Here is a 25,681-nt window from a genome sequence, read left to right as displayed (position 1 = left end):
TTTCAGCATTATTTACAGTTTTGCTTAATACATTAAGGCTTTTTAGGCAGTAAAAGTAATTGACTATGCATTACTCAATGCCATCGCTTTTTTTGAGAAAACAGTCAATTTTAACCTTTTGAGGTTAAATTTTTGCTAAACCCACTATTTATGTTTGTTTACTTAACAACTAAAAACTTTAATCATAAATACCTTAAGGCCACCAGTAACTATTAACCTAAAAGCACGGTTGCATTGCTTGTTACTTTAATAACGACCAAATTTCGTTAATGCGCTCTAACTTAGAGTGTTTAGCGTCATTAAGTTTTGGTAAGTATTGATTTAAGAGCAAATTGAGTTTTTCGCTAATAATTGGTTTAGCTAAATAGTCATTCATTCCTGCTTTAATAAAACGCTCTTTATCGCCATGAATCGCATTCGCTGTTAACGCTATAATAGGGGTGACAATAGCTAACTCTCTGATTTTTTTAGTGGCAGAAATACCGTCTAAAATTGGCATTTGAATATCCATAAATATTAAATCTATTGTTTGCGTTTTAACTTTTTCAATCGCCTCTTGCCCATTACTGGCTATTTTAACTAAGCACCCTTGCTGCTCTAAAAATTGCTGAATCACAATTTGGTTATTTTTATTGTCTTCAACCACGAGTACGTGCGTACCTTTAAATGGCTGAGCATTAATAGTGGCTGTGTTTAGTGTGGTTTCTTTTTTATTAGTAAAAATAATATCAAGATGAAAAAGCTCTTCCTCAAGCGCAGCAATCGCTCTGGGCAAATGCGAAGGCTTAAAAGGCCCATTAAACATCAACATACCAGAGCTCGGCGCCTCTGTTTTTTGGTTTTTACCCAGTAGGTCTATGAGTAATAAACACGGTTTATTTAGGCTCTTGTAACTTTTTAAAAATTGTTGCGCTGCGTCTAAATCGGCTTTATTAGTGGTAACAATAGCGTCGGGCGTATTGATACTGTCTAGCTTTTCGATGTTTTCAAGGCGTGAAAAATCTATCGAATGGCGAGTAAGCATATGCTCTACCGCCTTGTTTAGTGACAAGTTTTTACTTATCACACACACATAGGGCTTTTTGGCTCTGGCAGAAAAGCCTTCTCTTTGCACCTGCTCGCTTGTATCTATTAATAAAGGGTAATTCACAATAAACTCACTCCCTTTACCAAACTGCGAGTTAACAGTAATGCTGCCCCCTGCAGCATCACATATTTGCTTACATATGGCTAAACCTAAGCCACTGCCGCCATATTCCCGAGTGATAGAGTTATCCGATTGTATAAACGGCTTAAACATACTCTCGAGCTTGTTTTGCGCAATCCCTATTCCTGTATCTTTAAAGCTAAGCTGCAACGTAAATTTATTATTTTCAAACTCAACACACTGTGCTGTCACTATAAGTGAACCCTTTTGAGTAAACTTAATGGCATTTGAGAGTAAATTTATTGCAATTTGCCTTATACGACCATGATCGCCCACCACCTGCGCAGGAACATCAGGGTGCAGATCAAAAATAAGTTCGAGGCCTTTTTGCACGGCGCTTTCACTTACAATATCAATAGCCTCTTCTAAGCAAATATCGAGGCTAAATGGCTGATTATCTATTGAGATTGCTTGCGCTTCAAAGCGTGAGTAGGTCAGCACGTCATCTAAAATACTCAATAATGCATCTGAACTTGTTTTAATCATTTGGGTGTAACGTTTTTGATCTGTTGTGAGACCCGTGTCGTGTAAGATATCTGCACAGCCAATCACTGCATTTAAAGGTGTGCGTATTTCATGGCTTATATTGGCCATAAAGCGACTTTTAGACTCAGCCAACGATTCAGCCTGGTGCTTAGCATCTAAGAGTATTTGTTCAGCTATCACACGTTCTTGAATATCAACCACGGTCGCCGCTATAGACGTTAAGTGTGTGCCATTAAATGAGGTAATTGGTGTGAGGGTCATTTCAACCCAATTTGGCTCATTAAGCGCGTTGGTTAACCTAATATCCAAACGTTTAACTTCTCGGTTGCCACTACTGTAGCCTGTAAGAGCTGTGTTTAGCTTTTCCACATCCTCACCCATTACAAAATTAGCAATGGGTAAGCCAAGGTGTTTATTTATGTCTATTTGGAAAAAATTTTGCCATGCTTTGTTCATAAACAATAAACCGCCCTGCGCATCTAACCTCAATACAATATCAGGGATGTTATCGACCACAGAGTGGTAGTTATATTCTATTTCAGCCATGGCTTGTTCAGCTTTTACACGCTGGGTAATGTTGGTTTCTATGGCTATAAAATGCTTAACATTACCGTCATCATCTTTTACGGGGGTGGCATCAATAGCAACCCAGTATTCGTTTTTATTTTTATCATAATTAACGGTTTCTATTTGAAAAGGCTCGGCATTTTTAATCGCTTTAGCCATTAACTGGCGCGACTCTAGGCTTGTTTTAGGCCCTTGCAACAGTTTGCCAGGGCTAAGCCCGATGACTTCTTCACATTTATAACTAGTAAGCGTTTCAAAGCTTTTATTAACCCATTCTATTTTGCCAAATCGGTCGGTAATTATAACTAAATTATTGGTGTGGCTTGCCACTAAAGAAAGTCGCTTAGCGTACTCTTGTTGCTGGGTGAGTAAGTATTGGTAGTCTTTATGTCGTTGAATGTCGTGTAACGAGCCAATAAACCCGCCGCTATCGTCGCAGGCCAAGCGCATTTCAAACCAGTTAGTAAGGCCGTCATTATTTTTTACTTGCAGCTCTATACTGGCACTAAAAACGCCTTCAAAAATAGACTCAATATACGCTGACAGCTTTAACGAGTCTTTGGTCTCTAACAGCGATGTGATTTTTTTACCTATGAGCATGGCCGGCGTAAAACCCAACTTATTAAGCCATGCTTCGTTCACGTAGCTAAACACTAAATGTTTATCACATTCAAATACACATTCATCAAGTAAGGCAAGTAACTTAGTTTGCCTGCGGGTATTTGCAGAAAGCTGCTCTATTAGCGCGTAATGAACTTGTACTTGTAGCTCGTCTTTTTCTTCCATATGCGCCTCATTCATTTACTAATTCTGTATGGCTGCACACCTTGGCATAAAGCGGAAAAACCTCTTCACAGTAAAATGATTGCTCAAACGGCGTTCTGCTTGATGTACAGTCATTAAGTACCGTCACATTAAAGCCAAGCTCTACCGCAGAGCGCGCCGTAGAGTCAATGCAAATAGAGGTCACCGTGCCTGCTAAAACAATGTTAGTGATGCCATTTTTATTAAGCACATTTGCAAGCTCTGTATGAGTAAACGCATTTAACCCGCGTTTACCGGGTATTTGCATAATACGTTTGCCATATTTATCAAACTCTTTAATGCCTTGAGCACCATAAGAGTCGGCTTTAAAAGCCCCTACTTCGGCAATCACTTTTAATATACCAATTGGGTTTTTAAGCTCGCTATAATCTTGTGTAAAGTGAATAGGCGTACTGAGCACTAATGCAAATTTATCTATGTATTTGTCAAGCAGCGCTAACGTGTTATTTACCACACCGGTTACTCTTGATGACTCTTCAACCACTTGGTATAAAATGCCATCAGGCGAAAAGTAATCATTTTGAAAACCAATGAGCAGCAAAGCTGTTTTTGATAAATCGTTCATAACGTCCTCCTAAACGGGCCTTTAGGCAGCTTGCCAAGGCTTAATAAACTCTTCTAATACAGCTTTTGTTACCGGTTTTTGAAGATAGTGCGTCACCCCTTTTTCGAACAACTGAGCAATTTGTTGCTCCTCAGTAATGCCCGTTAAAATAACTTTTGGCGTGTTGTCGTTTGGGGTGTTTTGTTTAATAAGCTGCTGAGCTACATCACTGCCAAACATACCTGGCATACGCTCATCTAACAGCAGTAAATCGAAAGGTTCTTGCTGGGCAATAAGTAAGGCACTTGAGCCATTTTCTGCACAGGTTACTGCGCAGCCAAGCATTTCAAGCATGACTTTGGTCGCAACTTGGCTTGGCAAGCTGTCATCAGCAACCAATACAGATAATTTGCTGTGGGTATTTAAATTATTAACCGCATTTACTAAGTCAGTATCAAAAAACGGCCACGCCAATACAGGTTGAGAAATAGCGTGATGGCTTTGCAGCTCACTGAGCGCATTAAATGCGCAAATTTTTATACTCTGAGACGCCCCATTATTTAAAACGTTACTCGCAAGTTGCTCTGCAGATAGGTGACGCGAATCTTCAATTTTTAAAGCGTTGGTATGGTTGCTGTCGGCGAGTTTTAAACCATAGTTTTGCGCACTTAAATTAACTAGGTAATGAATACTTTGCTCTAAGTCGACTTTACTATTAGCTGCGCTAATAAGCTCTTTGTTTGTATCTACCGATGAAATTGGCTCACGGGTTGCAAGTAAACCGTGTATATCAATGGTGTGCATTTCAGGATTCGAATCTACCCAGTAATTTAAATTAATACCCTGTAAATTGGCCTCTACTGTTAGCACAAAATGGCTTTTAGCGAAGGTAAAATAAACGCTTCACACTGGATAATCATTTGCTCAGGAGACACCTGTAAACAAATATAATTACACTGTAATTTGTTGATGAGTGTAATTGCCACATTTGTGTTGTCTGCTTTGCAAAAGCGCGCAATTACCCCTTGAATAATTTCTAAAACATGGCTGTTATTACTCATCATCGTTCCTAATAAGAATGGCTCTGTAGTTAAATATCAATTTACATGCCACTTGCAGCGTCTTTACTAATACGATGAATTCATTAGATTTAAAAATTACACATCCTTTGCATAAATGCGCTTTTGCAAATTGCAATTCAAAATGCATGGCAAATGAGTAATTAAGTGAGTTAACAGTAAAACAGAATTAACCAATCGATTTTTTGCGCTTTAAATTATTAATTAATCGTTTAATATGAACCCAACTAAATTGAGGAGAGTATTATGCTTACAGTAATTTTTGGCCGCGAAGGCTGCCCATTTTGTGTACGTGCTAAAGATGTTGCCGAGCAACTATCAAATGAGCGTGATGATTTTAAGTTTCGTTACATCGATATTATCAAAGAAGGCATTAGCAAAGCGGATTTAGAAAAGTCTGCAGGAAAACCATGCCCAACTGTGCCACAAATTTTTGTAGATCAAACTCACATTGGTGGATTTACTGAATTTGAAGCTTACGCAAAAGAAAATCTAGGCCTATATAAATAACGCTTTGTATATAGCTTGTTAACCAGTTTAAAAAATCAAATATTTAAACTGGTTAAATTTCGACCAACATCAACCACATACAAATTAGTTGTAATTTATACAAGCAATTGCCTCGTATTTCCTATACAATGCGCGCCTCTTTAAATTCGTTGAGGCGTATTAATGTCAGAACCAGTCACGTTTGAATCTCTAAATCTTTCTCCTGCAATTTTAAAGGCAGTTGAAGAGTTGGGTTACAAGACACCATCTGAAATCCAAGCTCAATGTATACCGTTATTGCTAGAAAGAAAGGACGTACTGGGACTAGCACAAACGGGTACAGGTAAAACTGCAGCATTTGCACTGCCGTTACTAAACAATATTGACCCGTCTGTGAAACAGCCACAGATCCTTGTACTCACACCAACACGTGAGCTTGCGATCCAAGTTGCTGAGGCATTTGAACAATATGCAAAAGGTACTCGTGGTGTTGAAGTATTAGCACTGTACGGTGGCCAAAGCTACAGCATTCAATTAAGCGCACTTCGTCGTGGCGCACAAATTATTGTTGCTACTCCGGGTCGATTAATCGATCACATAAACCGTGGCACTATCAAGTTTGATGCTTTACAAGCACTTGTACTTGATGAAGCCGATGAAATGTTACGTATGGGCTTTATCGATGATGTTGAAAACATCATGGAAAAAACACCGCGCGAAAAGCAAACATGTCTTTTCTCTGCGACCATGCCTAAGCAAATTCAAAACATCAGCAGCAAATATATGAATAACCCTGAACAGGTTCATATATCTGCGCGTAACTCAACTGTATCATCTGTTGAGCAAGTGTTTTGGAATGCACACGTACACAAAAACAAAGCCATTGTTCGTTTCTTAGAAGCAGAGCAATACGAAGGTGCTATTGTTTTCGTACGTACACGTAACGACACTGTGCAACTTGCTGAGTTACTAGAGCGCGAAGGTTTCTCTGCTGCGCCACTTAATGGTGACATGAACCAGCAAGCACGTGAACGCACGGTAGATCGCTTAAAAAGCGGTATGCTAAACGTTGTTATTGCAACAGACGTAGCAGCACGTGGTCTTGATGTAGACCGTTTAAGCTTAGTTATCAACTACGATATTCCACAAGACTCAGAAGCCTACGTTCACCGTATCGGCCGAACAGGTCGTGCTGGTCGTACTGGTAAAGCAATTTTATTTGTTAAGCATAACGAACGTTATTTACTTAAAAATATCATTCGTCATACTAAGTCTGAAATTGCACAGGTTGAGCTACCTACAGCTAAAGTAGTTGAAGAAAAACGTATTAATGCTTTAAAAGAAAAGCTTACGCTTGCTCTTGAAAACAAAGACATTACGTTCTTCAATGAAGTTGCTGCTAGCATGGCACAAAAACTAGACTTATCTTTAGAAGACCTAGCGGGTGCATTACTGTGTTTAGCACAGCAACAGTCGCCAATTAAAGTTGAAGAAGTTAAAATTCAACCTCGCAACGAGCGTAATACACGTAACGAGCGTGGCGATCGTAATGACCGTCGTCGTAACGAACGTGGTGACCGCCCTGAGCGTAAACCTCGCGAGCGTAACAGCCGCGATGCAGGCCCTATGGATACTTACCGTATCGAAGTGGGTCGTGAGCACGGTGTACAGGTTAAAAACATTGTTGGCGCGATTGCTAACGAAGCTGATATCTCAAGCAAGTTTATTGGTGACATTCGTCTACACGACAGTCACAGTACGGTACAATTACCGCAAAACATGCCTAAAGATGTACTTGATCACTTCCAAAAAGTGTTTATTTGTAAACGCCCAATGGGTATGACACTAACACAAGATCAAGGCCCAGCTGAGCCTCGTGGTGAACGCGCTGAGCGCCCAAGTGGTGATAAAAAGCGTAGCTTTAACAAAGACAACCAACGCGGTGATAAGCGTGGCGGTCCTCGTAAAGAACGTCGCCCTGTGAGCTTCACATCTAACTAAGCTTTATAGCTTACGTTATAAAAAACCTTGCCACGAAAGTGCCAAGGTTTTTTTGTGTTTAGTATTTAGCTATCAGTTTTCAGTATGTACCTAAGCTTTTAATTGCATCTTGGACTCGAATAAAAGTCAGTATAATTTTACCTCCACTACAAGTAACCCTCTATGGAAAGCCACTCAAATTTTATATGTTGTAATTATTATTAACTTCATTCGCGCTGGCTTCTCAATATTTCAGTTATAAAGCATTCATGTCGAAAATCTTCAGCGGTATATTCATCTTTATTAACATTAGAAATTGAACTATATTTTATCCATAAATTTAAAATATCGACTAAGGCATTTTGTCTTTTTTGAGAGAAATAAAAACTATATTTAGATTCTCCATCGTCAAGAAAGCTAGTTTGTAATGCGTAAATATCTATAATTAATTTTATAATTAAAGTAATAGGTTCTTTTTGAATTGAAAAGTGGCGAGTACCTATAGCACTACATACTTGTAATATAGTCGCGTCCATAATCCCTAAAAGATATATAATTTTTAAGGTGTATATATTTATAGAATTTTCTTGTTCTATTTTTTGCTCTTCCGAAAACTCTGGAAACAATAAGTTTATAAACTCCTGCTTATTTCGTTTGGTGTTTGCTATTTTCCCTAATTCAAAAACCTTAGCTTCGAATAGTTTCATAAATTCATATATATACTCTATTTTTTTAATATCTATCTCGAAATATGGATCTTCTTTTTTGCTGGTTTTGGATAAAAACGAGTAAAAATTAGTGTGGCATCTTCAGGTCGAATGCATTTAAAGTTACCATTGAATATAACTGCAGAAAATTTTTCTTTAAATAGAGTTAACTCTTTATGATAGAGATCTATTTTATGCTCAAATTCTTGCCTTTCTATTGTTCTTTCCTGGTAATTCAAATTAGATTGAAACTGTAATGCTCGAAAGTTAGCGGTTGCTAAAGTAGCAAGAGGTAAAGCTGAACCTAAAATCCATAAAGGAACATTCATATACTCTAAGAAAACAGATAATGTTTCTTTACTCGGCCATTCAATTGATAATCCATCGTTTATAAAAATAAAACCCATCAGTAAAAAAGATAAGCTAAGCGGTATAGTTATGGCTATCCAAAAATATGAATATGTGAACACACTAGTAATCTGTTTATTGTTATTCATATACTTTAAGTCCTTCAGTACACATTCAAGTCAAAAGCCATTATTTAATCCGATTTAATAAATTATTCTTAATTTAATATTCAAAAAAGCCCTACCACTTCCGCGGTAAGGCTGATATGAGCACTTCTCATTTATACTCTATTACGGTGCAACTGCCGGATAAACGTAACTAGCATCTAACCCTAACGGAATACCGAGTGCCCAATACCCTAGCAAGAAAATACTCCAGCCAATCATAAACGCGATTGAGTAAGGGATCATAAGCGCGATGAGCGTGCCTATACCAGTATCTTTTACGTACTTTTGGCAGTACACCACAACCAATGGGAAATACGGCATAAGTGGGGTAATAATGTTTGAGCTAGAGTCTCCGATTCTGTAAGCCGCTTGGGTTAAATCGGGTGATATACCTAGCTGCATTAACATTGGTACAAAAATAGGTCCCAGTAATGCCCATTTTGCTGAGCTTGAGCCAACGAACAAGTTTACAAAGCCGGTTAAAAATATAATACCCACAACCGTTACGGCGCTGGGTAACTCCATTGCTTTTAAAAGCTGCGCCCCTTCAATGGCCATTAATGCCCCTAAGTTAGACTTAGAAAACGCAGCAATAAACAACGCACAAAAGAACGCCATTACAATGTAATAGGCCATGCCACTCATCGCGGTACTCATCGCATCTATCATATCTTTTGAGGTTTTAAAGGTACCAACGGTAAAACCATACACGGCACCGGGTATCCAAAATAATAAAAAGATTAAAGGCACGATAGATTGCATCAGGGGCGATCTAAAATTAGTCAGTGAGCCATCGGCACTGCGCATTGCTGAATCGGCAGGAGCGGATACAAACGCAAGTAAAGCAAGTCCTGCAATCATTACGCTACTGGCTATAAAAAAAGCGCGTTTTTCATCACTTTTAGCTTCATCAAACGCGGGTAAGTTTTGGGTGTCTTCATTAAGTGCTGTGTTTTTTAACCGAGGCTCTATTATTTTGTCAGTGATATACCAGCCTAATAACACAATAAATAAACTCGAGGCAGAAGTGAACGCCCAGTTATTAAGGGGGTTAATCGACATATCGGGGTTAATAATTTGCGCCGCACTTTGGGTAAAGCTTTGCAGTAATGGGTCTATTCCTGATGGAATAAAGTTAGCGCCAAATCCACCACTCACACCAGCAAATGCGGCTGCAATACCCGCTAATGGGTGTCGCCCTGCGGCAAAGAAAATAACACCCGCTAATGGGATCACTAATACGTAGCCAGCATCGGTTGCTGTATGGCTTACAATAGCTACCAAAATGACTGAAGGGGTTAGCAGTTGCCTTGGGGTAACTTTAAGCATTAGCTTAAGGCCTGTATTGATATAACCTGAGTGCTCAGCCACTCCCACACCTAACATGGCAACCAGTACCACCCCTAGCGGTGCAAAGCCTGTAAAGGTTTTTACCATAGAAGATAAAAATGAGGCGAGTGAGTCGCCCTCTAATAGGTTATTTACAACAATGGCTTGGCCTGTCCGTGGGTCTAACGCGTCAAAGCTCACCCCCGACAGTAACCACGAGCACAACCAAATAAGTAACATAGCGAATAAGAAAATAATCGCTGGATCGGGAAGTTTGTTACCAACTCGCTCCACAAAGTTTAAAAAACGCGCGATTAACCCAGTAGGTACCGCAGCTTGATTATTATTGTTCATTTAAAGCTCCCAAAATAGGTTTAAGTAACAATATACTATTAATTTGTAACAGTAAATTAACTAATAAATCTATTATGGGCACAAATAGAGCATAAAAAAACGCGGCTTCGTTATCGTCGCCGCGTTTTTATAATTGTGAACTAAACATTGGTTAAGCGAGGGCTTTCACTTCTTCCCAAAGCCTAACAACCAAGGTTTTATCTTCTTCGTTTAGCTCGCCATTGCGGTATGCTTTAACTAAGCTTTGCTCCACGGTTTCGTTGAGCTCATCAATAGAAATTGTCAGCTCTTCTACTTCTGCATAGCCTACTGCAAGGTCGTAATGTCCGCGCAAGTAACCACCAGCGAACAGCTCATCATCTGTTGCTTTAATTACTAAATCATCAAAGTATTGCTGCGCAGCATCAATATAATTCACTAAACTCATTGTGTTACTTCTCCTGGTTTTCATAACCGACAGCATACATAATATGGTCGTTATAGCCGGTGGTTACTTTAGTGTAACCTGTTAATTCATCATCTAAAGCGCTGTCGCCGGTGTCACAAATAAGTGGACGCCCGTTCAACGCGTGTAATTTGGTTTTAGTTGCCACCACAATAATGTTTTCTTTGCCAATAGTGCGAATAAGCTCAGGGCTTAGCTGCTGATTCCCTCGACCAAAAATATGGCCTTGCCCGCCTATTAATGTAATAACTAATTGAGTAGCTTGCCCATGCGTGTACTCAAGTAGCTGTTTAGCAGTTAAGTCTTGCGCAACTAGGGTTTGATCTTTAATTAAATCTACACCTAATAAAGTATTATCTAGCCCCATTTCTTGCATTATTGCTTCAACAGTTGAGCCACTACCCATGATGTAATAGGTGTTTTCATCCATTTCGCTCACCACATGCGCTGCAATGTCGGCAAGTACTAATTCATCTGTTTCTTTACCACCATTTTTAACCGCTTGTACATAACGTACTTCGCTTGGTATTTGCATTTCACCGTAGCGCTTAGCTTTTACGGTGCCTTGCCTAAACGCCTCTTCATCAATATCCATTACATCGGCATCTGCAAGTGTAACTAGCTCGCCTTTTACTAGCATTTCTACTACGCGCCCTGCTGCTTTAGGTGTAATTGCATATACGCCAGAGTGAATTTTACAGCCAGCAGGTATACCCAGCACTGGTACGGTATCTTCTATGGCATGACAAATATTGCGCGCAGTACCATCGCCACCAGCAAAAAGGACTAAATCTACGCCTAAATTTTTAAGTAGCTTTGCGCTAGCCTCTGTATCATCGGCGCTTGTTACGGTATTGGCGGTATAAATTACCTCAACATTAAAGCCTAGTGCGCGTGCTGCTTTTTCGCCCATATCGCCATTTACAGTATAAATTGTTAACTGCTCTTTATAGGGTACAAGCACTTCTAGGGCTGCCTGTGTGCGGCTGTTAGCTTTGGCTTGCGCACCCAGCTCAATTGCTTTTGCAGCAGTGTTTTCGCCATCACTGCCTTTTAAAGCAACGCTGCCACCAAGTCCTGCAACAGGGTTAATAATTAAGCCTAACTTAAACTGCATTTTGTAACTCCTGAGGGTGATGCCAATTAAATTGCTGAGCGGTTAACGGCCACGGTGTTTTATAAAAATCACTTAACGCTTTTAATAATGCATAAGTTCGTGCGTTAACTCCCTGCTCTAATAACATTAATACTTGCTGGTGTACTCGCGCCTGAAAGTCAAACCGGCAAGTTTGCTCGCCGTTCAAGTTATCTACCGACACATTAAAATCAAAGCCAGCAGCGGTGCTGAGCAGCCACTCTATGGCTTGTGGCTTTATTTCTACGTTTTCAAATTCAGCTTGCTGGTGTTTATCTCGCCCATCTGGGCAGTACCAATACCCATAATCTTCAAGCTCTCTGCGTTTATTGCCAGCCACTAACCAATGCGCTATTTCATGTAGGGCACTGGCGTAAAAGCCGTGTGCAAATACAATTTGATTAAAACCATGGGTATTATTGGCAGGTAGATAAACAGGCTCATCATCGCCTTTTACTAAGCGAGTGTTATGGCTTTGATAAAAAACACTATCGAAAATAGATATAAGATCGGCTATATGATGCATAAAAACTGATTAATTCGTCTCGGTTACAGCGCAAAATTAGCGCACTAAAAACGAGACGAATTGTACGGGCTTTTACCTTTAAAGTAAAAGTGATGAGCGAGTTATACCTCTACTCCCGCCTCATCGCACTGCACTATATCGGTTTCTGTAAGTGCTTGGGTTATCCACTTTTGCAAAACAGGGCAACGCATCACAAAATCACAATACTGCTGCGCCGCTGGGGATAAGGTAATCTGGTACGTTTTTAAACGAAGTACAATGGGGGCGTACATCGCATCGGCTATACTAAAGTCGCCAAAAAACCATTCATTAGGAAACACATCTTGCTGCTGGGAAAATATCTCATCAATACGTTGAATATCTTTTAGTGCAGCACTTGAAAGCGTTACTTTACGTGTGGCTCTTATATTCATCGGCATTTCGTTTCTCAGTGCCATAAAGCCGGCATGCATTTCAGCGCTTAATGCGCGCGCTGTAGCTCGCTGAGTAATATATTTAGGCCACCCTGCTCCCGATAAATGGGCATCGTTAATATATTCACAAATTGCGAGCGAGTCCCACACTTGCAAATCACCATCAATTAACGCCGGCACTTTTTGAACGTGGAAGTGTTGTTTTAGTTCGTCGTAAAAGTCACTGGTGTCGAGCACAAGCTGGGTTTCGTCAAACGGGACATCAAATGTACTCATTAAATACCATGCGCGTAATGACCAGCTAGAATAGTTTTTATTACCGATAAATAATTGCATTTTGTATATACCAAAGTGAATAGGCTTCCCTACCTTACTAGGTGATTAAACAACCAACAACACTTTGTTTTTTATTCTTAATGCTAAATTTAAAACCCCTAAAAAAACAGTATTACTATCAATTAGCTAACTGCGCATTTAAATGTTTTTTTAATAAACGGGTGTTGCGGGTGTTGGCTTTAAAAAAAGCATCAAATATATCGCCAAAAAATGGCACTAAGCCGCCTACAAAATCAATCAGCATATTAATGATCATCTTCGTTTTTATGCGTTTACTTACGCCCAAACGCTGCGCCTCTACCAGTACATAGCTTGATAAAATAAGCCCTGCGGCATCACCTATAACGGGTATTAAACCAATCACAGCCTCTAGCCCTATGTTAAATTTAGTAAAAGGGATGCCAATGCTGCTGTCTGTAAGCTTACTAAAGCGCTCTAGCCTTGCTATAGCAGCTTGAGTTTCAAGGTGTGTGTTATCGTGCTTATTATCGCTCATAATTACTCTCCTCCTTAAAACAGTATATAGCGCAAACTTGAACAACCCCTGAAAGGCTTAAAAGCAAATTACAGGCACAAAAAAACGCGGTACTCCGCGCTTTTTTAAATATTAACGGTTAAACAGAGCCGTTAATTGGTCCATGTTCGTGGTTAACATGTGGGTTTTGCCCGCGCTGGCGCAGTAAATGGTCCATTAATGTAATAGCCATCATTGCCTCAGCAATAGGAATTGCACGAATACCAACGCACGGATCGTGGCGCCCTTTGGTGATCATCTCTACTGCTTCGTTTTCAGTATTAATGCTTTTACCTGGAATAGTGATACTTGATGTAGGCTTAAGCGCAATAGAGGCAATAATATCTTGCCCTGTAGAAATACCAGCAAGTACGCCACCCGCGTGGTTTGAGGTAAAGCCTTCTGGGGTTAATTCATCACGATGCTCGGAGCCTTTTTGCTCTACCACATCAAAGCCATCGCCAATTTCTACACCTTTAACGGCATTAATGCTCATTAGTGAATGCGCAATTTCAGCATCTAGCCTATCAAATACAGGCTCGCCTAATCCTACCGGTACGTTGCTAGCCACTACTTTTACTTTAGCGCCCACTGAGTCACCTTGCTTTTTAAGGTCTCGCATGTACTCATCAAGCGCTTCTAGCTTACTTGCATCAGGGAAAAAGAATAAGTTGTTTTCAACTTCATCCCAGTCGTAGCTTTCGGCTTTTATTGGCCCAAGTTGGCTTAAACATGCTTTTACTTCAATACCATGAAACTGCTTTAAGTATTTTTTAGCAATTGCGCCTGCCGCTACACGAATTGCGGTTTCACGCGCAGAAGAGCGACCACCGCCGCGATAATCGCGCAGGCCGTATTTGTGCCAGTAAGTGTAATCGCCATGACCTGGGCGAAACACATCTTTAATTTTACCGTAGTCTTTTGAGCGTTGATCGGTATTTTCGATAAGTAAACCAATGCTTGTGCCTGTGGTTTTACCTTCAAAAACGCCTGAAAGAATTTTTATCTGATCGTCTTCTCGGCGCTGCGTTGTATAGCGGCTTTGCCCAGGTTTACGACGGTCTAAATCAATTTGTAAGTCAGCGTCTGTGATCTCAAGGCCTGCGGGAGTACCATCTACAACACCGCCTAGGGCAACGCCGTGGCTCTCACCAAAGGTGGACACTTTAAACAACTGCCCTATGCTATTACCTGCCATTAACTTTCCTCATTCCTAATGACTACAAAAGTTGCCGAGCATACGCTCGGCCTAAAATTTATTTTGCAAAATACGTATCAAGCTGCGCTTTGCTTATAACAAATACACCTAAGCCGCCTTGCTCAAACTCAACCCACTCAAATGGTGCGCCCGGATATAAAGCATCCATATGTACCATAGAGTTACCAACTTCTACAAATAACAAACCGTTATCAGTTAGATGATTGCTAGCATGCTCTAAAATAGTACGGGTAACGTCTAAGCCATCATGCCCAGATGCTAAACCAAGCTCAGGCTCATGATGAAATTCTCGTGGTAAATCAGCCATGTCCTCAGCATCAACATACGGAGGATTGGCTACTATTAGGTCATACTTTTGCCCTGGCACTCCACTAAATACATCTGACTGAATAGGCAGTACGCGGTCACTTAGCATATAGTCGTTTATGTTTATATCTGCTACTTCAAGCGCTTCATACGAAATATCAACCGCATCTACTTGTGCCGTTTCAAACGCCTGCGCAAGCGCAATAGCAATACAAGCAGAGCCTGTGCATAAATCTAAAATACGGTTAACGCTTTGCGGCTGCTCAAGCCACGGTGAAAACTTATTAGCAATAAGTTCTGCAAACGGCGAGCGCGGAATAAGCACACGCTCATCAACATAAAATGGCATGCCCGCAAACCAAGCAATGTTTGTTAAATAAGGAACCGGCGTGCAGTCGTTTATACGCTCTGCGATTAACCCTGCTAGGCGGTTTTTTTCTGTGCTTGTTAACCGCGCATGCATTAACTCTTTGGGGGCATCAATAGGTAAACTTAGTGCAGGAAGTAATAAGCTAACAGCTTCATCCCACGCGTTATCTGTGCCATGTCCAAAAAATATTCCACTACTTGCAAATTGGCTTGTAGTCCAGCGTAACCAGTCATGTAACGTTGACAGTTCTGCAACAGCTTCATCAAGTGTTGCTTCTTCTATTTGTAAATCACTCATATTTTTTACCTGTTTTAGCTAACTGACTGTTTTGAGTCTTTGCGACGATTGCATTGCCTAACTGTGCTGAGCAAATTACAATTGCCCCTCACCTTTATATTGTACCGCCTTTTGCGCTGCGTTTTTACGTTTTTTTGTTTAGGTAAAATTTATGAAAAAAGACATCTCATCACAATCGTCCCTAAGCAATGACGACATTGACCTTTTTCGCCAAACAATTACAGGCGCTGAGGTGTTTAAACAAGATACCCATAGGTTTGATACAAAACCTAAGGTGTCACAAGCGAAGCAATTTGCCCAGCAAAAAAAGCAGGTTGAGTCTGAATTTTTCTTCTCTGACGAATATATTCCCGATATAGACACAAATAGCACCATTAATTACGTGCAAAATGGCCACGACTCTTTTTTAGCAAAACAGTTACGACGCGGCGACTTTGCGCCCGATTTAACACTCGACCTGCACGGGCTTAATAAAGAACGTGCAAAAGATGAACTCGCGGGACTCATCCACGAGTGCAAAAAACAGCATTATTACTGCGCGTGCATAGTGCATGGCATTGGCGAGCGTGTTTTAAAACACAAAGTACCGCAGTATTTGGTACAGCACCCCGATGTAATTGCCATGCATCAAGCACCGCTAGAATACGGCGGGCGCGGTGCCGTGCTGATTTTAATTGATTTACCACAAAGCGATGAGTTTAGACGCTAATTAAAGGAAGAATACGTGCAAATTTTTTCGATTATTTTTCCCTTAATTTTTATTGTCGCACTGGGCTACACCTGTTGTTATTTTAAGTTTTTTAATCAGCAACATATTGACGGCTTAAGTAAATTTACTTTTTATGTGAGCTTACCCGCCTTTTTAATGCTCAATATGTCGCAAATAAATTTGCATCAAAGTATTAGCTTTGAAGCATTTTTAAGCTTTTATATTCCTGTATTAGCGGTATTTTCTTTGGGCATACTTATTGATAGGTACTATTTAACTAAACAAGCCAATGCTGGAAATTATCAACAGCATAGTGTGTTTGGTCTTGCCGGTAGTTATTCAAATATGGTGTTAGTGGGTATACCCATTGTTATTGCTTCACTTGGCAAAGACATGATTGCTATCGCCTTTATGATCATCACATTTCATAGCACGCTGCTTTTTGCGTTAACTTATTTAATAGGCGCGAAAGGAAACACAGCTGACTTCTCGTGGGCAAAATTTGCTAAAAACATGGTCCTTAACCCTATTGTGTTAAGTATTGGCTGTGGATTACTTTTAAATGTGTCGGGAATTACATTATTTGCGAATTTAGCCAATGCCTTAGAGCTACTCGCCAGCCCTGCTATTGCATGTGCTTTATTTGTGTTAGGCGCTAATTTGGTGTTTTATAAGGTGGCAGCAAATTGGCAGCCGGCCCTTATTTCTTCACTGTTAAAAATACTGATTTTGCCTGCTGCTGTGTGTGTAGCAGCTACGTGGGTGTTTGTACTAGATACGCAAATTCGTAACGTACTGGTATTGCTAAGCGCCTCGCCTGTTGGCGTTAATGCGTATTTAATTGCAAGCCAATTAAATACGCATCAAGTTACGCTCGCCGGTGCAGTGGTGCTTTCAACGGTGCTTAGTGTTGTAAGCTTTTCATTTTGGCTTGCAGTGCTTTTATAAAATCGCTTATTTAAGTGCGGCCACTACCGAAATTTCTACTAATAGCGCATCGCGCGCCATTTTAGCTTCAACACAGGCGCGTGCTGGTGCATAACCTTCTGGCACCCATGCATCCCATACAGCATTCATATCGGCAAAATATTCCATGCTCTTAACGTAAATAGTTGCGCTTAGCATATGCTTTTTAGAACTCCCCGCCTGCTCAAGTAAGGCCTCTACTTTGTCGAGCATAGTTTGCGTTTGCTCTGTAATGTTTTGCTCTGCATCGCTGCATACTTGTCCGCATAAATAAACGGTTCCATTATGTTTAACTATACGGCTCATGCGCGCACCCGTTTCAAGGCGTTCTATACTCATTGTTATCTCTTTTCTCTATATGTTGGCAGGCGCGTTAATATTTACATATTCACTGCGCTGTGATGTTTCGTCATACTGAATTACAGCAACTGCTGCGGTGTTAAAAATAGGCATATTACCCGGGCTGAGCTGATCAACTATATAGCTCACAATAGGCATATGGGCGACCACTAACCAAGTATTACACTGAGGATGCATAGCAATAAGTGTTTCTAAATAATCAGCTGCTATTTGTGGCTTTCCCTCGGGGATTATGTCGCTACAGGTTTCACTAAATTTAAATACATTGTTTTTTTCAACTTCTTTAGCCGTTTGCTGCGCGCGCGAGTAAGGACTTACCAATAACGCATCAACAGAAAAGTGTTTGTGTAGCCATAAGCCCATTTTTTCTGCTTCTGCATGGCCTTTCGGTGTTAGGTTTCTTGCTGCGTCGTTAGCTTGCATCGGTGTCGCTTCGCCGTGGCGCATAATTAAGATTGTTTTCATAAAAAATCAACCGATTAATGAATATAAAACAGTAGCCAGTTTGCCCATTTGTCCGCTATATTAACTATTATTCCAAAGAATAATTCTCTCATGATATTCAGGTAAATCTTTTCGCTATTTTTTCGCTGTCCTGAAGCTATCATCTGTTGTTAACAAGTAAACGTCTAGTTTCAGGAGCATCATTTGAATATCAGCCGCAATGATAACAGAGCATACCGCGCCATTACACTCGACAATGGGCTAAAAGTATTATTAGTGCAAGATAAAGATTCAACTAAAGCCGCTGCTTCTATGGCGGTTAACGCTGGCCATTTTGATGACCCCCTTGACAGGCAAGGCCTTGCACACTTTTTAGAGCATATGCTTTTTTTAGGTACCGACCAATACCCTGATTCTGGAAGCTTTAATAATTTTGTGTCTCAATCGGGCGGGAACACCAACGCCTGGACCGGCACTGAGCACACGTGCTATTACTTTGATATTAATAACCAAGCCATTGAAAAAGCCCTTGCGCAATTTAGCCGTTTTTTTATTGCCCCATTATTAAACCCAGCGGAAACCGAAAAAGAACGTAATGCCATAGAGGCTGAGTTTAAATTAAAAATAAAAGATGATGGGCGTCGTATTTATCAAGCTCATAAAGAAACCGTAAACCCAGCTCACCCCTTTGCTAAATTTTCGGTGGGTAATTTACATACCCTCGCCGATAGAGAGCGCTGCATAAGTGACGAGTTAAGAAATTTTTTTAATAAGCACTATCAAGCGCAGTGGATGACACTGGTAATTTGTGCCAACGAACCGCTTGATACACTCGCGCAGTGGACACATCGTTATTTTAGTGGCATTAATGGCCATAAAGGTGCGCTTAAAGCCCCTATTGAGGAGCCATTATATCGCGCGCAAGATATTGGCAAAGTACTGCACATTGAACCACACAAGCACATGCAAAAACTCATTATTAGTTTTGCTATGCCAAATATCGATGACTTTTATCGCCACAAAACCGTCAGCTTTATAGCCCACTTACTAGGCTACGAAGGCGCAGGCTCGTTGTACTCTATTTTAAAAGAACAAGGGTGGATTAACGCACTTTCTGCCGGCGGCGGTATAAATGGCAGTAACTTTAAAGATTTTAACATTAGCATGGCGCTTACCGATGAAGGCATTGAATACTTTGAAGACATAATAGAAATTGTGTTTGAGTATATTTGTCTAATCAACGATAACACCGACAAACTACCGCGCCTGTATCAAGATAAAAAAAACCTGTTACAAATTGCGTTTGATAACCAAGAAAAATCGCGCTTAATTGATTGGGTAAGTAACCTAAGCATTAATATGCAACACTACGACGAAGCTAACTATGTGCAAGGCGATTACTTAATGGAGGGCTTTAATAAAGCCACTCACGAAATGGCGATGCAATGGCTTACCCCGCATAATATGCGCTTAGTACTTATTCATCCAGGCGTAGAGGCAGAGCACACCACCGCGTGGTACAACACCCCTTACAAAGTTGAGCCAATTTCGCCGCATTGGCTGGAGTCACTTGCGCATATAAATAAACCGCTGAGCACTATGCTGCTGCCCACAGCAAACCCCTATTTAACAAAAGAAGTGGTGTTATACGAAGTCGAAAAACCACAAACCAAGCCTTTACTGTTAGTTAAAGAGCCAGGGTTTGACTTTTGGTTTAAACAAGACAACACCTTTAGAGTGGCCAAAGGTCATTTTTATTTAGCAATGGACTCGCACTTTGCAGTAAAAGATGTAAAGCACATGGCATTAACGCGCCTTTTTAGTGACTTATTTATGGACAGTGTTGGCGAGCAATTTTACCCCGCAGAATTGGCAGGTTTAAGTTATCATTTAACCTCTCACCAAGGCGGGCTTACGTTGCACACAGCTGGGCTATCGACTAGTCAGCTAGAGTTGGTGGAACAATTACTTGATGCGCTGTTTAATGTTGATATTTGCGCACGCCGCTTTGCCGAATACAAAAAGCAACTGGTAAGGCACTGGCGTAACAGCAACCAAAATAAACCGGTGAGTGAATTATTTAGCGTGTTAGGTGCCAAAATAATGCCATGGAACCCACAACCCGACGAGTTAGCCACTGCACTTAAAAATACATGTTTTCAGCAATTTAACGAATTTAGAGCCGATTTTTTTAAAGCCTTACATGTTGAGTCGTTTTTACACGGTAATTGGCAACAAACAGACGCGAAAGTATTTCATAAAAAAGTGGCTGAGCATTTAAAAAATGCCACGGCTATTGAAGATTTAACACGCCCGCTGTACGAGATAGACCAAGTGACTCGCTGCGAACTTGAACTGCCATGCAGTGATAACGCTATGGTCATTTACTACCAAGCACAAAGTGCAGAAGTGGATGAAAAAGTTAAATTAATGGCACTTAATCATATAATTAACCAAGACTATTTTAACGAGCTGAGAACCACACAACAGCTAGGTTACTTAGTTGGCTCTGGCTATGCACCATTTAACACCCGCGCCGGTATTGCTTTTTATATTCAATCACCAAAATTTGAAGCTCAGACCCTGCTGCACAGGCATAATCATTTTGTAAGCCAGTTTATTGCTAACCTAGACTCCCTAGATGAAACAACATGGCAGCAGCATAAACAAGGTTTGACAACTCATATTGCTGAAAAAGATAAAAACTTACGGTTACGTTCACAGCGCTTTTGGCTTGCAATAGGCAATAAAGATCATGACTTTCATATGCAAAAACGCCTGCTAGAGGCACTGCACGCCCTCAGCCTAGAAGAAATGAAAAGCTATGCCATAGCTACTTTTTCAAAAGATAGGCCAAGGTATGAGTTATTAAGTAGCGCAAAAGTAAATAAATCGCAAAAAATGCCGCTTTGCTCGCAATCTCTTTGACTCTGCAAGTGGCATGATTTAAATTATCATTTGTTAATTAGTAGTAATAAAACAAATGATAAAAATAACAACAATAAAATGTGGTTTTTACTGGTTGCTGCTAAGCCTAGCACCCGCAGCGGTTGCCTTTGAACACGCCTTTAATATAAATACCAACACCGTTTTAATTATTGCCAGTGCCCTACTTGCGCTGGCTTTGCCATACCTATTATTTGTAATTTATAAATTAAAGCGCTCTCGGTTACAGCACAGCCTCTCGGAAAAGCGCTTAAAAAGCACGGTTGAAGGCAGTGGCGATACGCTTTGGGATTGGAATATAAAAACTGGCGAAGTTATTCGTATTAACGATAAATACATGATGGATTCAACAACGTTAATGGGTTTTCCGCCAAACAAAAGCTTGATCCACCCACACGATATTGCCTCAGTAGAGCATTTATTAAAAAAACACTTTGCTCAAAAGTCTGCTTTTTTTGAAACCACTTACCGTATTAAAGACACCTTTGGCCACTGGCACTGGGTATTAGACCGCGGAAAAATAATAGAAAAAGATGCCAACTTAGCGCCACTGAGAATGACCGGCACAGTGCGCGATATTTCAGTGTTAAAATCAACACAAGAGCGTCTCAATTTATTTGCTAAGTGTGTAGAATCACTCACTGATGCACTTGCTATATATGATAAAAACTTTAACTTAGTTGATATTAACCCCAGCTTTTTAACGCTTTTTGGTGGCGTTAGAGAGCAATATCTCAAAAAGCCTTTTAATTTACCTGGTTACGATAAAAGCTACACAGAAAACATTAAAAATATAGTGCGAGAGCGGGAGCGAATTCAACAAGAGGTAAAACTGCGCAATAGTGAGCGAGTGTTACTGCCAATAGAGATTTCTATTGATGAGATAAAAAACGAACAACACCAAATAACAAACTATGTAGTGGTTTATTCAGATTTAACCGAACGTAAAAATGCACAATCGCAACTGCATAATTTATCAAATAGAGACCGTACGACCAGCTTACCTAACAGAAATTTATTTTTTACCGACCTACAAAAGCTAGTAAAACAAAATACCCACCATGCCCTTTTGGTATTTGATTTAGATAACTTTAAAAAGATTAATGATTCATTAGGCCACCAGCTAGGCGACAGCCTATTAGCAAAACTGGCTATGCGATTAAATAAATTAACTCGAGAGAATGATGTTTTTTACCGCCTAGGGGGTGATGAATTTGCCTTAGTTATGGCAGATACTAATGATATTCATGTTATTACTCGCATGGCAAAGCAATTTTTAGCTGCAATTGCGACCCCATTTAAAATGGCAGGCCACGAGCTCGCTATTACCTCAAGCGTAGGCATAGTGTTATTCCCTGAAGATGGCAGTACGCCAGAGCTACTATTAAAAAACGCTGATACCGCAATGTATCATGCTAAAAAGAAAGGTAATAGTTACCTGTTTTTTAACGACACCATGAACCGCCAAGCGGTTAAACGCTTACAAATAGAAAACCTAATGCGCTTTGGTCTAAAAGAAAACCATTTTGAAGTGTATTACCAACCAAAAATGAATATTCGCACTGGTAAACTTACCGGAATGGAAGCATTAGTGCGCTTTATAACCCCTAAAAAAGGCGTTATTAGCCCCGGTGTTTTTATTCCTATTGCAGAGGAAACCGGGCAAATAATAGAAATTGGTGAAGTGGTTTTAAACAAAGCGTGTTGCGATGTAAAACAATGGCTAGACGATGGGCTATTTAGCGGCCGCGTTGCAGTTAACTTATCGGCTAAGCAGTTTAGCTTGCCAGATTTAACGACCCGTATTGACGTGATATTACAAAAAAACGAGCTACCTTCTTACTTTTTAGAGCTGGAAATTACCGAAGGCACGGTAATGGACGACCCACAAGAAGCCATTGCAATTATGCGATCGCTAAGTGCGCGTGGTATTCATTTAGCCATGGACGATTTTGGTACAGGTTATTCATCTTTAGCGTACTTAAAACAATTTCCGCTGAATACCTTAAAAGTAGATAAAGCATTTATTGATGACATGAAAACCGAACGTGGCCGCAACATGGTTGACTCTATCGTGACGATTGCGCAAAACCTCGACTTACATGTGGTTGCTGAAGGTGTGGAGCAAGCAAGCCAAATTGACATACTTAAAACGCTAAATTGTGAAACCGTACAGGGCTACTTCTATTCAAAACCGCTTTCAAAAGATGAATTTACGGCCTTTTTAAAACAGCAACAAAGCAACTCTACGCCAAGCCTTATTAGTGCTAATAAACATTTAGCGCAAATAAGGTAATGTTACGGGCGCCATATACACGCACCAGCTCCTACGTTGCGTATAAAAGCACGCCTGTAATGCAAACCAAATAAGCACCATGCGCCAGGGCCGATTAGTGCCCCTAATAAAATCCACCGTTTAATTGGCATACCTTTTTTAAGCGCTTGAATGTAAATGGCCAAAGCACATAGAGCATTAATAAAAACGAAAAGCAAACATCACCCCAACTGAGCTCAAAACAACGCTGCGCATTTTAACCACGGCAAGATCATTATAAATTGAACTTATAGAATATGTAGTGATCAGATCAAGGCATAATAATCACCTTGGTCACGTAAAATATGAGCGCTACTTTTCTGAAACACTTTAATTCAATTACCGATCCTCGCATTGAACGCTGTAAAAAGCATGAGCTTATCGATATTCTCCTTTTAGCCATTAGTGCAGTAATCTCCGGTGCACAAGGATGGGAGGATATTGAAGACTTTGGGCATCTAAAACTTGATTGGTTAAAAAGATATGGCGCTTTCAACGCGGGTATTCCAAGACACGACACCATAGCCCGTGTCATTTGTCGGTTAAAATCAGATGAAATAGAGCATGCATTTCAATCTTGGATATCTTCACTTATTGAAACCACGGGTGCTGATATTATTGCTATGGATGGAAAAACTGCACGTCGTTCATTTACAACCAAAGATAGAAAAAGTGCTTTACATACCGTCAGTGCATGGAGCTGCCAACACCAGTTAGTTTTAGGGCAAACAGCCGTTGATAGCAAAACAAATGAAATCACAGCCATACCTGAGTTACTCACCATGCTAGATATTGAAAATAGCATCATTACACTTGATGCTATGGGCTGCCAGCAAGAAATAGCGAAACAAATAATTAAACAAAAAGCTGATTATATCCTAGCGCTCAAAGGTAACCATTCAGGTATGCAGAGTGAATTAGAAGCTTGGTGGCACAAGAGTGAGCGCGAAGGATTGACCAATAGCAACTATGATAAACATACCGAAATAAGCTCAGGGCATGGGCGCATTGAAACAAGGGTTTGTCAGCAATTGCTTATTGATAAAAGCTGGTTAGATAAAATCTACCAATGGTCTGGCTTAAAGAGTGTTATTCAAGTAACCGCTGAGGTTCACGATAAATCATCAGGTACAGACACGATAGAAACGCGTTGGTATATTAGTTCGTTAGCGTTAGGTGCGGAGCAAGCTCTTAATGCGGTACGAAGCCACTGGCAGGTTGAAAGTATGCATTGGATGTTGGATATGAACTTTAGGGAAGATGAATCAAGAATCCGTAAGAAGCAAGGACCCCTTGTTTTTAACGTAATGAGAAAAATAGCCATGGCGTTATTTAAACAAGATACAACTAAAACAGCCAGTATGGCGAGAAAAAAGAAAATGGCAGGGCTAGACGATGATTATCGCTCAACCCTGTTAGAATCTGGGATTAAAATGCGCTAGCCGTGGCATTTTAACGGCAAATAACACACTTTTAAAGCAGCAGGCTTGATAAGCCAATGAGTCGCCATTTTAGCTATCAGCGCATATAAATTAAGTATTGATGCAGATTACTATTCCCTAGTTTAAAAATTTAGCCATAAAAAAAGCCGGCATAGCGCCAGCTTTATTGTATAGCTTGGGTTACTTTTCAGCGCGGCCCATAAATTTGTGCTCAACCGTATTAATACGGATACGGTCGCCCGTAGATATATGCTCAGGCACCGAAATGGTTAAACCCGTGCTCAGGCGTGCAGGCTTAGAGCGTGCACTGGCAGAAGCGCCTTTGATTGAAGGGTCTGTTTCTTCAACAACCAGCTCTACGCTTGATGGCAAATCTAAACCTACAGGCGAGCCATCAATCACAATAACGTGTACGCCTTGCGTTTCTTCGTTAACGAACTGAATTTCTTCTGCTATCGCCTCTTTGTTTAAGTTATACGGCGTGTAGTCTTCATTATCCATAAACACGTATTCATCGCCATCAATGTAAGAAAGCATTGCTTCGCGGCGAGTTAAATCTGCTAAGGTTAGCATGTCGCTGTCTTTGAAGGTTTCGTCTACTTTCGCACCTGTTACTACATCGTATAAGCGCATACGGTACAAACTACCGCCTGCACGGCCTTGTGGTACTGAACGTACAATATCTTTAACTACCAACACGCGATTATTAAACTCAATCGCGGTTCCTTTTTTAACTTCACTCGCCTTTGGCATGGGGGTTTTCCTATTATTTTTTTGATTGCCAGAAACATACCACGAACTGGGTATTGTTCAACTAAAAATACGTTAATTTGGGGCTGCATTTGATATAGACTTGC

The 25,681-nt window shown here is 40.4% G+C and carries 24 protein-coding genes; 7 read left to right on the top strand and 17 right to left on the bottom strand.

Going from position 1 to position 25,681, the window contains the following annotated elements:
* Window positions 1-241: 241 nt before the first annotated feature.
* From VOI46_RS05190 to VOI46_RS05175, 4 genes are read right to left on the bottom strand one after another with little or no spacing between them, the layout of a single operon-like run.
* The gene (locus tag VOI46_RS05190; protein ID WP_004585875.1) at window positions 242-3,061 is read right to left on the bottom strand and encodes a PAS domain-containing hybrid sensor histidine kinase/response regulator; all 2,820 of its coding nucleotides are present in this window, start codon (window positions 3,059-3,061) and stop codon (window positions 242-244) included.
* On the bottom strand, window positions 3,054-3,650 hold the full coding sequence (locus VOI46_RS05185) for an isochorismatase family cysteine hydrolase (protein WP_004585874.1): 597 nt from the start codon (window positions 3,648-3,650) through the stop codon (window positions 3,054-3,056). Before VOI46_RS05185 ends, VOI46_RS05190 begins: the two co-directional genes overlap by 8 nt.
* Window positions 3,651-3,671: 21 nt before the next feature.
* Window positions 3,672-4,499: a response regulator gene (locus VOI46_RS05180; RefSeq protein ID WP_282337658.1), complete on the bottom strand. Its 828-nt coding sequence runs from the start codon at window positions 4,497-4,499 to the stop codon at window positions 3,672-3,674.
* Window positions 4,493-4,693 (bottom strand): hypothetical protein, encoded by a 201-nt coding sequence (locus VOI46_RS05175; RefSeq protein WP_138726280.1) that lies wholly within the window; start codon window positions 4,691-4,693, stop codon window positions 4,493-4,495. Before VOI46_RS05175 ends, VOI46_RS05180 begins: the two co-directional genes overlap by 7 nt.
* Window positions 4,694-4,954: 261 nt before the next feature.
* On the opposite strand from VOI46_RS05175, the gene VOI46_RS05170 reads away from it, so the two are divergent.
* Together VOI46_RS05170 and VOI46_RS05165 are read left to right on the top strand one after the other, a co-directional pair.
* Window positions 4,955-5,218, top strand: a complete 264-nt coding sequence (locus tag VOI46_RS05170) for a GrxA family glutaredoxin (protein ID WP_004587283.1) — start codon at window positions 4,955-4,957, stop codon at window positions 5,216-5,218.
* Between the two features lie 162 nt (window positions 5,219-5,380).
* On the top strand, window positions 5,381-7,198 hold the full coding sequence (locus tag VOI46_RS05165) for a DEAD/DEAH box helicase (RefSeq protein ID WP_004587284.1): 1,818 nt from the start codon (window positions 5,381-5,383) through the stop codon (window positions 7,196-7,198).
* 206 nt (window positions 7,199-7,404) lie between these two features.
* Here VOI46_RS05165 and VOI46_RS05160 read toward each other — a convergent pair whose 3' ends face one another.
* The 10 genes from VOI46_RS05160 to prmB form a co-directional block, all read right to left on the bottom strand.
* On the bottom strand, window positions 7,405-7,884 hold the full coding sequence (locus VOI46_RS05160; protein WP_004587285.1) for a hypothetical protein: 480 nt from the start codon (window positions 7,882-7,884) through the stop codon (window positions 7,405-7,407).
* A 32-nt stretch (window positions 7,885-7,916) separates the two neighbouring features.
* Window positions 7,917-8,381: a hypothetical protein gene (locus VOI46_RS05155; protein ID WP_004587286.1), complete on the bottom strand. Its 465-nt coding sequence runs from the start codon at window positions 8,379-8,381 to the stop codon at window positions 7,917-7,919.
* A 141-nt stretch (window positions 8,382-8,522) separates the two neighbouring features.
* Window positions 8,523-10,082 carry an AbgT family transporter gene (locus VOI46_RS05150; RefSeq protein WP_324738178.1) on the bottom strand — a complete coding sequence of 520 codons (1,560 nt, stop codon included), beginning with the start codon at window positions 10,080-10,082 and terminating at the stop codon, window positions 8,523-8,525.
* 151 nt (window positions 10,083-10,233) lie between these two features.
* The gene (locus VOI46_RS05145; RefSeq protein WP_004587288.1) at window positions 10,234-10,509 is read right to left on the bottom strand and encodes a YfcL family protein; all 276 of its coding nucleotides are present in this window, start codon (window positions 10,507-10,509) and stop codon (window positions 10,234-10,236) included.
* Window positions 10,510-10,513: 4 nt separating this feature from the next.
* Window positions 10,514-11,644, bottom strand: coding sequence for an ATP-NAD kinase family protein (locus VOI46_RS05140; RefSeq protein WP_004587289.1), 1,131 nt, complete (start codon window positions 11,642-11,644; stop codon window positions 10,514-10,516).
* On the bottom strand, window positions 11,634-12,188 hold the full coding sequence (locus VOI46_RS05135; protein WP_004587290.1) for an elongation factor P hydroxylase: 555 nt from the start codon (window positions 12,186-12,188) through the stop codon (window positions 11,634-11,636). Before VOI46_RS05135 ends, VOI46_RS05140 begins: the two co-directional genes overlap by 11 nt.
* A gap of 101 nt (window positions 12,189-12,289) precedes the next feature.
* Entirely contained in the window at window positions 12,290-12,937 is a 648-nt protein-coding gene (locus tag VOI46_RS05130; RefSeq protein WP_004587291.1) for a glutathione S-transferase family protein, read from the bottom strand.
* A 118-nt stretch (window positions 12,938-13,055) separates the two neighbouring features.
* A complete protein-coding gene (locus tag VOI46_RS05125) occupies window positions 13,056-13,433 on the bottom strand; it encodes a DUF4112 domain-containing protein (protein WP_004587292.1) in 378 nt (125 codons plus the stop codon).
* 118 nt (window positions 13,434-13,551) lie between these two features.
* On the bottom strand, window positions 13,552-14,649 hold the full coding sequence (gene aroC, locus VOI46_RS05120) for a chorismate synthase (protein ID WP_004587293.1): 1,098 nt from the start codon (window positions 14,647-14,649) through the stop codon (window positions 13,552-13,554).
* 58 nt (window positions 14,650-14,707) lie between these two features.
* Window positions 14,708-15,643, bottom strand: a complete 936-nt coding sequence (gene prmB / locus VOI46_RS05115) for a 50S ribosomal protein L3 N(5)-glutamine methyltransferase (protein WP_004587294.1) — start codon at window positions 15,641-15,643, stop codon at window positions 14,708-14,710.
* 151 nt (window positions 15,644-15,794) lie between these two features.
* Between prmB and smrB the strand changes: the two genes are divergently transcribed.
* Window positions 15,795-16,352, top strand: coding sequence for an endonuclease SmrB (smrB, locus tag VOI46_RS05110; protein ID WP_004587295.1), 558 nt, complete (start codon window positions 15,795-15,797; stop codon window positions 16,350-16,352).
* Window positions 16,353-16,367: 15 nt separating this feature from the next.
* Window positions 16,368-17,300, top strand: a complete 933-nt coding sequence (locus VOI46_RS05105; RefSeq protein ID WP_004587296.1) for an AEC family transporter — start codon at window positions 16,368-16,370, stop codon at window positions 17,298-17,300.
* Window positions 17,301-17,306: 6 nt separating this feature from the next.
* On the opposite strand, the gene VOI46_RS05100 is transcribed toward VOI46_RS05105, so the two are convergent.
* On the bottom strand, window positions 17,307-17,657 hold the full coding sequence (locus VOI46_RS05100) for a RidA family protein (protein WP_004587297.1): 351 nt from the start codon (window positions 17,655-17,657) through the stop codon (window positions 17,307-17,309).
* Between the two features lie 15 nt (window positions 17,658-17,672).
* Window positions 17,673-18,143 (bottom strand): phosphohistidine phosphatase SixA, encoded by a 471-nt coding sequence (gene sixA, locus VOI46_RS05095; protein ID WP_004587298.1) that lies wholly within the window; start codon window positions 18,141-18,143, stop codon window positions 17,673-17,675.
* Between the two features lie 183 nt (window positions 18,144-18,326).
* On the opposite strand from sixA, the gene VOI46_RS05090 reads away from it, so the two are divergent.
* From VOI46_RS05090 to VOI46_RS05080, 3 genes are all read left to right on the top strand, one after another.
* Window positions 18,327-21,050, top strand: coding sequence for an insulinase family protein (locus VOI46_RS05090; protein ID WP_004587299.1), 2,724 nt, complete (start codon window positions 18,327-18,329; stop codon window positions 21,048-21,050).
* 55 nt (window positions 21,051-21,105) lie between these two features.
* Complete coding sequence (locus VOI46_RS05085; RefSeq protein ID WP_004587300.1) at window positions 21,106-23,364, top strand: EAL domain-containing protein; 2,259 nt, start codon at window positions 21,106-21,108, stop codon at window positions 23,362-23,364.
* Between the two features lie 323 nt (window positions 23,365-23,687).
* Entirely contained in the window at window positions 23,688-24,824 is a 1,137-nt protein-coding gene (locus VOI46_RS05080; RefSeq protein WP_024602346.1) for an ISAs1 family transposase, read from the top strand.
* A gap of 180 nt (window positions 24,825-25,004) precedes the next feature.
* Here VOI46_RS05080 and yeiP read toward each other — a convergent pair whose 3' ends face one another.
* Entirely contained in the window at window positions 25,005-25,577 is a 573-nt protein-coding gene (yeiP, locus tag VOI46_RS05075) for an elongation factor P-like protein YeiP (protein ID WP_004587302.1), read from the bottom strand.
* Between the last annotated feature and the right edge of the window lie 104 nt (window positions 25,578-25,681).

Source organism: Pseudoalteromonas sp. CuT4-3, from assembly GCF_035666335.1.
In the GTDB taxonomy this organism is placed as follows: domain Bacteria; phylum Pseudomonadota; class Gammaproteobacteria; order Enterobacterales; family Alteromonadaceae; genus Pseudoalteromonas; species Pseudoalteromonas atlantica.
This window is presented reverse-complemented; position numbering and strand designations above follow the sequence as displayed.